Here is a 7573-nt window from a genome sequence, read left to right on the forward strand (position 1 = left end):
AATCCAAACTGGGGGGTCCCTAGAGCTAACCAAGCTCGGTCGGAGAACAGCGGATTGCGCCTGATGAGCTACCTGCCCCATCCAACGACTAGCCTCGACAGTATCAAAGGTGTTGCCATCGGTGCAACGCAACCTGAATTAACAAGGACAGAGTCGATAGTGGATGGAGTTGACGATTGTCCGATAGGAGCCTCTATCTCATGTCTCTTCCGTGCTTAGGAATCGATGTTGGCAAGCATAAACTGTATGCGGCCTTACTGCTGAGAGCTGATAAGAAGCCGAAACGAAAGACTGTGAGTAATGATGCCTCAGGGCACCAAGCGTTAGTAAACTGGCTGGCATACCATCAAGTGGAGCGTGTTCACGCCTGCGTGGAAGCGACCAGTACCTATGCTCATCCGGTGGCTCGCACTCTCCACGAGCAGGGGCATGTGGTCACCATCGCTAATCCTAAACAAATCAAAGCCTATGGCGAGAGCCTATTGGTGCGGACAAAAACGGACCGGGTGGATGCGAGCCTTATTGCGCAGTTCTGCTTCGAACGCAAGCCGCGAGCATGGACACCACCGGCTCCTGAGGTGGACGCATTGCAAGCGCTTGTTCGTCGTTTGGATGTGCTTGAGAAGATCATGAGTCAAGAACGAAATCGATTGGAAACCACCCCTGAGGAGCTGGTGGAGGCTATCAAGCGACATCTGGAATTTCTTAAGGGCGAGTACAAATTGCTGTTGGAAGAAATTAAACACCACATTGACCGTCACGACCATCTAAAAAAACAACGCGATCTGATTACCTCGATTCCCGGAATTGGCGACAAAACAGCGGCGATTATTCTGGCTGAGGTTGGCGATATCCGGTTCTTCAAAAGTGCTCGACAACTGGCGGCTCATGCTGGTTTAACGCCCAAAAACCATGATTCTGGTAGCTCTATCCACAAGAAACCTAGACTCTCAAAAATGGGTAATGCGCGATTGCGAAAAGCCTTATATATGCCAGCGTTAGCGTCCATTAATCACAATCTTGTGATTGCTCAGTTTCGGGACCGTTTACTGGCAGCCGGAAAGCTCAAAATGCAGGTGGTCGGTGCAATTATGCATAAATTGATTCGATGGGTCTTTGGGGTATTACACTCGGGGCACCCTTTTGATGCCAACAAAGCACTCGCTGCTCAGGCTTGACATTCACAAGAGCACACAGTATCTCCGAGTTCCCCAAACCCCCTGGGCAGGGCCGGAACGCCGCCCTACAACCCACCTACTGAGTTATTTCCAATAGCAATAAGCTGGGGTTACGACGGGGACAATTATGCATATTTTGAACTGGTTTTTGCAGAAGATTCTTGGAAAATTACAATCATGAAATAATTGCTTAACGAGTCCTATATCTCTCTGTCTGGTTTGAGTAGCACTATTGTTCCCTTAGCTCACCTTTACAAGTTGAGTAACTTGATATTGCTGAGCTTCGCTTATTTCAATCGCATCCTTGGGTGTCTTTGCTGAATTGGTTGCGGTGATCAGTTTATCAGCTTCTGCAATGGTTACCCGATAGCGTCCTTGGGTATGGAGACTTTTATAAACCAGTTCCACCTTAGCGCCGCTGGCATTACGGGTCCAGCGGTCTAGCCATAGCTGTAACAACTTAATAGGAATATATCGCAGCAATGGATAGAGAAAACGCTTCATACCTGTTAATTCTTTTTGATAGGTGCGGGCTGCTTTAGGATAAGTGAGCCAGTCCCAGCCGATTTCCATCCACACAGCGCGTTCGGCAATTTGTTCAAATTGAGTGCCGCCAGACCAACCTCGATACAGCTGTTTTAGCTGGTGATGATCGCCATTACGCTTCACTAGCTGTGGCAAGTCATCGAGTTCTAAATGGCCCCAAAATTGGCCAGTGGGCAGGTCAATGAGTGTTGGGGCAAACTGATGGCCACCAAAATGGGTGCTTTGCCACACACGCAGATTTGACTGGTTAGATTGTTGACGTAGCTGGCGATAGATAGGGGTGCCAAATCGACCGCAGGCCAGATCAACCTGGGTGTGGGTACAGACCAGCATTTCCCTTAGGTGCTGAGTGTCTTGCTGATAAGAGAGGAATGGGGTGACTGTATTTCTCTGGCCCAGTAGGCGATTTAATATGCCCAAGACTAAATGGTTAGCTTGGTCTTCAGGCACTACGTACTCTTCTTTAAGATACTCGGCAAACTGTTGGGCCGGTCGACGGTAGTAGATAATCCGGGTGAAACCAGGGGTGGAGTATTCAGGGTCGGGCGCGATCGCAATCGGTCTCACCATCACTCCTCGCTTAAAGACCAGCTGCTTAACCAGCGAAAATATCTGGCCGATCATCGGATTTTCCGCAAACATGGCCACAGGCCAGGGCTGGGCAACTTCCACAAGCAACCAGTAATCCACCTTGGGAGCAGACCCAATGGGATCCACACCATTGGCCTTAGAAACCTGAGAACAATAGCGACAATCGGCAAGATTGTCCGGCAGATTATCAATGAGTTGCATAGCTCCTTCCTGAGGTTGATTCCTAATAAGCCCACGCACATATTAACGTCTTTCAAGACTTGTTGAGCTGCTAAAACACTGCCGTCTGTAATCTAGGCATCTCCCTTCCTCAGTCTTGTTGCAAAGCGTTGAACTAAGCCCACATCGAAGATCGATAACAAGCGTGTCTTACGATTGCTGATTTACTAGCAGATCCCTGATCTCTTGAGCTTAAAAAGCTTACGGAATTAGACGCTTTTCGGGGTAGTTCAACTATGGAGACGATTGGCACAATAACTGTCACATATGCCTGATACTCCCCTCCCCAAACCGCTTAAAATCCTGACAGCGTAGCTGCCCAAATCAGTCATGATGCCGGAGTCCCTGGATCAATTTTTTTCGAAATCTCAACAGCAGCAGGTTGTCCAACGGCTGCTGGGTCGGGTTGGCTTGACCCGCCGTCGAGCCGATTGCTTTGTGCGCTTATGGGCTTACCTGCAGCTTAAACAAACCAACCCGGCTGAGCCAATTCAGCAGCTGCAGCCCTTTGATGCTTGGGTGGACTGTACCTGTCGCGAGGCGGCAGCGCTTTTTTATGCTGAATCCGAACGGGGTAGCGAGCGCTCGGCGGGGATGATGCTGGATAAGCTGATGGCCCTGGGGCTGATTCAAAAACAATTTGATGGCAATACAATTGCGATCGCAATTCCCCAACCGCCAGAACTACACCAGACCAAACCCCAACCCGCTGCTGTCATCGCTGACCAGTTTGACCCTCGCTGTGATGCCATCCCGGTCGCCAACCTACTGGCCAGCCGCTACAACTGGATGAACAACAGCAATACTGCCGTGCCCTACCGCATTACCCAGCTGCTGCGCCAGTGGGCCGAAGGCTATAGTCGGGGTATGCGAGTACTACGACGCAGTGACAACTTAAATCCAGTGGGGTTCTGTTTGCTTTATCCCACCACCCAAGATTCCGAGATTCACTTTTTTGGCCCACCCAACAAAGGGCTGCATCTCAGCGGCATTTCCGACGAAGACCCCTTTACCCTGGCCAAAGCCGGAGATGAAACCTGCCGTACCGTTTTTATTCGCAGCTGGAACATTGCCCCAGAATACGAAGACCAGGCATTGCTGCTATTGCAAGATGCCCAGACCACCCTGCAGGCCATGGAGCAAGACTTTCCCAACCTGTGCGATCTCCATACGCTGATTATTCATCGTCACTATGAACCCCTGGCCACAGCCCTGGGTTTTCAAAGAACTGGGCTAGACAACCAGGCGGCGATCTATTGGATGTATCTGGCCCTGGATCGATTCCTGGCCATCGATATGGAAGACTTGCCCCACAGGGCCTTAAGTCTCTCTTAGAGAGTGATCACAACAACTAGCTCTGATAAAACTCCACGCCTTTGTTTACAAAATCAAGGGTAAATGCCTGGGTATAGTCCGTCTCTGCCTGAAAAACGCCCGCTGCGGCCATTTCTTCAAAAAATGTCTTCCAGCGTTCGTTGGTCATGGCTCCAATCCCCTGGGTTTCGGCATCACCAGCAGTGGCGAGACCATATTCCTGCATCTTTTCTAGACTGTAGGCAAGCTGTTCATCGGTCATTTCGGGATTGTCTTGTTTGATTAGCTGATTGCCCAATGTCGGATCATCAAAGTAGCTGTACCAGCCTTTAATGGAGGCATCAACAAATCGCTGCACCAGGTCAGGATTGTTATCAATAATCTCTTGCCGGGTTTCAATGGTGGTGGCATAGGCGCTGTAGCCATGGTCGGCTAAGAGAAAGACCATGGGTTCAAAACCGCCTTCTTTTGCGATCGCTAACGGTTCAGAACTCAAATATCCCTGCTGGGCAGAGTTTTTATCTGCCAAAAACGGCCCTGGATTAAAGTTATAGTTGCGCTTCATATCGTCAGTAAAGCCATACTTAGCCGCTAAGAACGGCCAGTAGGTAACATTAGCCGCCTTGGAAATAAAGATGGGTTTGCCTGCAAGATCGGCCAGATCCTTAACCCCCTGATCGGGATGGGCGATCAAAATTTGTGGGTCTTTCTGGAAAATTGCTGCTACCGTCCGTTTGGGAATCCCTTCTTCAACTGCTTTAATCGCATCCGAGGTATAGCCCATAAAAAAGTCCACGGCGTTACCCATCAGCAGCTGAGTGCCATTCACCTGGGGGCCACCCATCTGAACGGTGACATCCAGACCATAGTCTTCGTAAATCCCGGTGGCGACGGCCTGGTAAAAGCCACCGTGCTCCGCCTGGGCATACCAGTTGGTGCCAAAGGTAATCGATTGCAGTTCTGCAGTCGGTTCGCTCTCGGTGCTTGTGGTTGTTACCTCAGCTGAGTTTGTGCAGGCGGCCAACAGCCCGGTGCCAGCAGCTAGTGACCCGTACTGGATAAAACGACGACGATTTAATCGAGTCATTATAGATACCTCCGTAGTTTGTAGAGTGTCGGATGCTCGCTACTTGGACAGCCATTTTATGACCTGGTGCCCCAGCTTTACCGTATCCAGTCGATCAATTTCGCGAATGCCGGTGGGGCTGGTGACGTTTACTTCTGTAAGATAGCCGCCAATAATATCGATACCGACAAAGATGAGACCATCGCGCTGCAGCGTCGGCGCAAGCTGTTGGCAAATGTCTAGCTCGCGGTCGGTAATGTCTACCTTGGCCGTACGACCGCCAACGGCCATGTTGCCCCGAAATTCTTTGCCGGTGGGAATCCGATTAACCGCACCCAGGGGCTTACCATTCAGCAGGATAATCCGCTTATCCCCCTCTTTGGCGGCGGGTAAATAGGTTTGTACCATAACGGGCTCCTGGCCTTGTTTGGTGCTGATTTCAATCATTGAGTTAAAGTTGCGATCGCGACTACTCAAAAACAAAATCCCTTCACCAGCTTTACCTCCCAGGGGTTTGAGCACTGCTTCACCGCCCCATTTTTCCACCGTTTCCCGAATCACCGTTTTGTCCTGACTGACGATCGTATCGGGAATTGCCTCAGTAAACTGCAGCGCATACATTTTCTCATTCGCCGCCCGAATCCCCTGGGGCGAATTGATCACCTTAGTTTTAGCCGGGTCAATATAGTCAAGGATATAGGTGGCATACAGATAAGGCACCGTCACCGGCGGGTCAGTGCGCATAAAAATGACATCCATCCTATCCAGCGGCTGCCATTGGGTGTCGCCCAGGGTATACCAATCAGCCACCGCATCCCAGCGATTCTCACCAAGGGTAACTGGAATCAGCGTCACCGGAGTCAGGTAGGCCATGGCCTGACCCGCCACCACACCCATTTGCTGAGCCTGGGTGACATACACCTGATGACCAAGCTCTTGGGCTGCTTCCATCAGCGCCACGCTGCTATCGTGGCCAGGGTCTAGCTTGGTAATGGGGTCAATGATAAATGCAAATTTCACGGGGTAGGCAAATAAATGGGTCGGTTTGATTTTGCCATGGTTGGGCGACGGTAATTCGCCGGATCGGCCAAAGGGTGCGTCATTACTTGGCATGACGCACCCACTGTTGATTTAATCCACCCGTACTCGTTTGCTGAGAATGGCCATCATTTCATTGGGGCGGCCGGTGGGTAGGGGTTTGCTCCAGTCGTTGGGTTCGGCGTAGTTGAGTTTATGGAGCAGGGCGATGGTGTTGCGGATGGCGGTGAGGCTGCCGAACAGGGTGTGGTTGACGGTTTCGAAGGAGTAGTCGGGTAGGGGATTATTGGCAGGTGGAATCTGGGGCTGATTGCCCTGGGTGTTGTCTTGAAACATGGGTTCTGGTTCTCCAGTTGGGTATACGTGCCCCGATGCTGAGGCGAGGAAAGCCAGAACCTAAGAACTCAGCCACCCCGCGAATGGTTTGCGAATCGAGGTGACTGAGGCATAATAATGCCCAGCCTCCAGATTGGCTTGCGCTTTCTGGGGGTTAGCCATCGGTACGGTGTTGCCGCACCGGCCGATGGTGCCAAATTATTAGGTTCTAGTGAGACTGTCGTGGGTGTTACGACATTAGACGAAAGTAGGACAAAAGTTTGTTGTAGTCAAGCTACAAAGTGTTAATCAAGCATCTTGGTGTCTCATATCGAAAAAAGTTGATGAGTAGTGGATTGATTAGCAGTAATCATCAACTTTTCGAATTATGTTTTAGACATTAATCTGACGCAAGCTTAAATTTGATTCTAAAAAGCTTTGCATCCCAGCAGTATGAGGATGATTCGGAAGAATGATCAATAACTTCTTTAAATCGTCAATAACATCTCTAAGTGTTGAAACTGACACACCTCGTGTGAGTGCTTCCTGATAGAAGAACTTTGCCTGATCTGGCTTGCGAACAATTAAGTAATACAGTCCTAAGTTACAGGTATTACGATGCTCGTTAGGATCTTCTTCATACTGTTTTTGAGCAAGTTTAATGGCTTGACTAATATCTTTTTTGGCTTGTTCAATTTCTTTAAGACGGACATATGTCAGGGCCCGGCAGCAATAAATCGGGGGGTTTTCATCCAATTCCATTGCATGGTTCAAGTCTTCTAATGCAGACCCATAGTTTCCACGAAGCAGCGAGTTCAAGCCTCGACCTGCAATAATATACTGGTCCTTTTCAGAAGAAAGTTTGACTAAACGTGTGAAATCTTCTGCAGATTTTTCATAATTACCAAGGGTCTGTTGAAGCCAAGCACGCTCTGATATGCACCACTCATATTTAGGATCGAGTTCAATAGCTCGATCAAAGTCTTTGATAGCCTCGTTATAGCGCTCCATTAGTCGGTAGGTTTTGCCACGATTAGCAATAGCCCAATCATATTTAGGGTCAAGTTCAATAGCCCGATTAAAGTCTTTGATAGCCTCGTTATAGCGCTCCATTAGTCGGTAGGTTACACCACGATCAGCTATAGTCCATTTGTAGTCAGAGTCAAGTTCAATAGTCCGATTAAAATCTTTGAGAGCTTTGTCATAGCATTCCATAAATTGATAAGTTGCACCACGATTAGCAATAGCCCATTTATAGTCAGAGTCAAGTTCAATAGCCCGATTAAAGTCTTTGATAGCCTCGTTA

The 7573-nt window shown here is 49.3% G+C and carries 8 protein-coding genes; 3 read left to right on the plus strand and 5 right to left on the minus strand.

Annotated features, from left to right (window positions below):
- Both N836_RS77355 and N836_RS41830 read left to right on the plus strand, forming a co-directional pair.
- A partial coding sequence (locus N836_RS77355; protein WP_235071012.1) for a hypothetical protein occupies positions 1-219 on the plus strand: 219 nt, incomplete at its 5' end.
- Positions 201-1178 (plus strand): IS110 family transposase, encoded by a 978-nt coding sequence (locus N836_RS41830; RefSeq protein ID WP_023070498.1) that lies wholly within the window; start codon positions 201-203, stop codon positions 1176-1178. The genes N836_RS77355 and N836_RS41830, both read left to right, overlap by 19 nt.
- A 240-nt stretch (positions 1179-1418) precedes the next feature.
- On the opposite strand, the gene N836_RS41835 is transcribed toward N836_RS41830, so the two are convergent.
- The gene (locus N836_RS41835) at positions 1419-2516 is read right to left on the minus strand and encodes a sucrase ferredoxin (RefSeq protein ID WP_023070499.1); all 1098 of its coding nucleotides are present in this window, start codon (positions 2514-2516) and stop codon (positions 1419-1421) included.
- A 348-nt stretch (positions 2517-2864) separates the two neighbouring features.
- Between N836_RS41835 and N836_RS41840 the strand changes: the two genes are divergently transcribed.
- Positions 2865-3869 (plus strand): hypothetical protein, encoded by a 1005-nt coding sequence (locus N836_RS41840; RefSeq protein WP_023070500.1) that lies wholly within the window; start codon positions 2865-2867, stop codon positions 3867-3869.
- Between the two features lie 16 nt (positions 3870-3885).
- Here N836_RS41840 and N836_RS41845 read toward each other — a convergent pair whose 3' ends face one another.
- The 4 genes from N836_RS41845 to N836_RS41860 all read right to left on the minus strand — a co-directional run.
- Entirely contained in the window at positions 3886-4935 is a 1050-nt protein-coding gene (locus tag N836_RS41845) for an ABC transporter substrate-binding protein (protein WP_023070501.1), read from the minus strand.
- A 39-nt stretch (positions 4936-4974) separates the two neighbouring features.
- Complete coding sequence (gene gshB / locus N836_RS41850; RefSeq protein ID WP_023070502.1) at positions 4975-6027, minus strand: glutathione synthase; 1053 nt, start codon at positions 6025-6027, stop codon at positions 4975-4977.
- Positions 6028-6045: 18 nt separating this feature from the next.
- Entirely contained in the window at positions 6046-6288 is a 243-nt protein-coding gene (locus N836_RS41855) for a hypothetical protein (RefSeq protein ID WP_023070503.1), read from the minus strand.
- Positions 6289-6660: 372 nt separating this feature from the next.
- The coding region (locus N836_RS41860; RefSeq protein WP_023070504.1) for a tetratricopeptide repeat protein at positions 6661-7573 on the minus strand (913 nt) is incomplete at its 5' end.

Source organism: Leptolyngbya sp. Heron Island J (assembly GCF_000482245.1).
Classification (GTDB): Bacteria; Cyanobacteriota; Cyanobacteriia; order Phormidesmidales; family Phormidesmidaceae; genus Leptothoe.

What these genes read in the sequence shown, in the direction of transcription:
- N836_RS41830 (WP_023070498.1), top strand. Translation starts at nt 201, where the DNA reads ATGTCTCTTCCGTGCTTAGGAATCGATGTTGGCAAGCATAAACTGTAT.
- N836_RS41835 (WP_023070499.1), bottom strand. Translation starts at nt 2,516, where the DNA reads ATGCAACTCATTGATAATCTGCCGGACAATCTTGCCGATTGTCGCTAT.
- N836_RS41840 (WP_023070500.1), top strand. Translation starts at nt 2,865, where the DNA reads ATGATGCCGGAGTCCCTGGATCAATTTTTTTCGAAATCTCAACAGCAG.
- N836_RS41845 (WP_023070501.1), bottom strand. Translation starts at nt 4,935, where the DNA reads ATGACTCGATTAAATCGTCGTCGTTTTATCCAGTACGGGTCACTAGCT.
- gshB (WP_023070502.1), bottom strand. Translation starts at nt 6,027, where the DNA reads ATGCCAAGTAATGACGCACCCTTTGGCCGATCCGGCGAATTACCGTCG.
- N836_RS41855 (WP_023070503.1), bottom strand. Translation starts at nt 6,288, where the DNA reads ATGTTTCAAGACAACACCCAGGGCAATCAGCCCCAGATTCCACCTGCC.